This window comes from Flavobacterium solisilvae (assembly GCF_012911605.1).
Lineage (GTDB): Bacteria > Bacteroidota > Bacteroidia > Flavobacteriales > Flavobacteriaceae > Flavobacterium > Flavobacterium solisilvae.
This window is the reverse complement of the sequence record NZ_JAAMPT010000056.1, coordinates 1-244: the sequence shown is the minus strand read 5'-3', so window position 1 is coordinate 244 and position 244 is coordinate 1. Positions and strand designations below refer to the sequence as shown.

The window sequence follows — 244 nt, the reverse complement described above, 5'->3', positions numbered from 1 at the left end:
TATAAAAGTTGTTTAGGGATATTGAACTTTGAGAAGAAAGTTGGAAAACAACGATTAATCAACGCTTGTAAACGCGCACTTGATTTTAGGATTTACAGCTTTAAAGCCATCCAAAACATTTTAGAAAATAACTTAGATAACGCTGATAATGAGCAAGAAGAAGAATTTGAATTACCCAATCACAACAACATCAGAGGAAAAAACTATTACAAATAAATTAAAACCAAATACTTATGAATGAAAT

The 244-nt window shown here is 29.1% G+C and carries 1 pseudogene; it reads left to right on the top strand.

The features are described 5' to 3' along the window. A pseudogene (locus G6042_RS00265) lies at positions 1-216 on the top strand (IS21 family transposase); the annotation flags it as partial. Between the last annotated feature and the right edge of the window lie 28 nt (positions 217-244).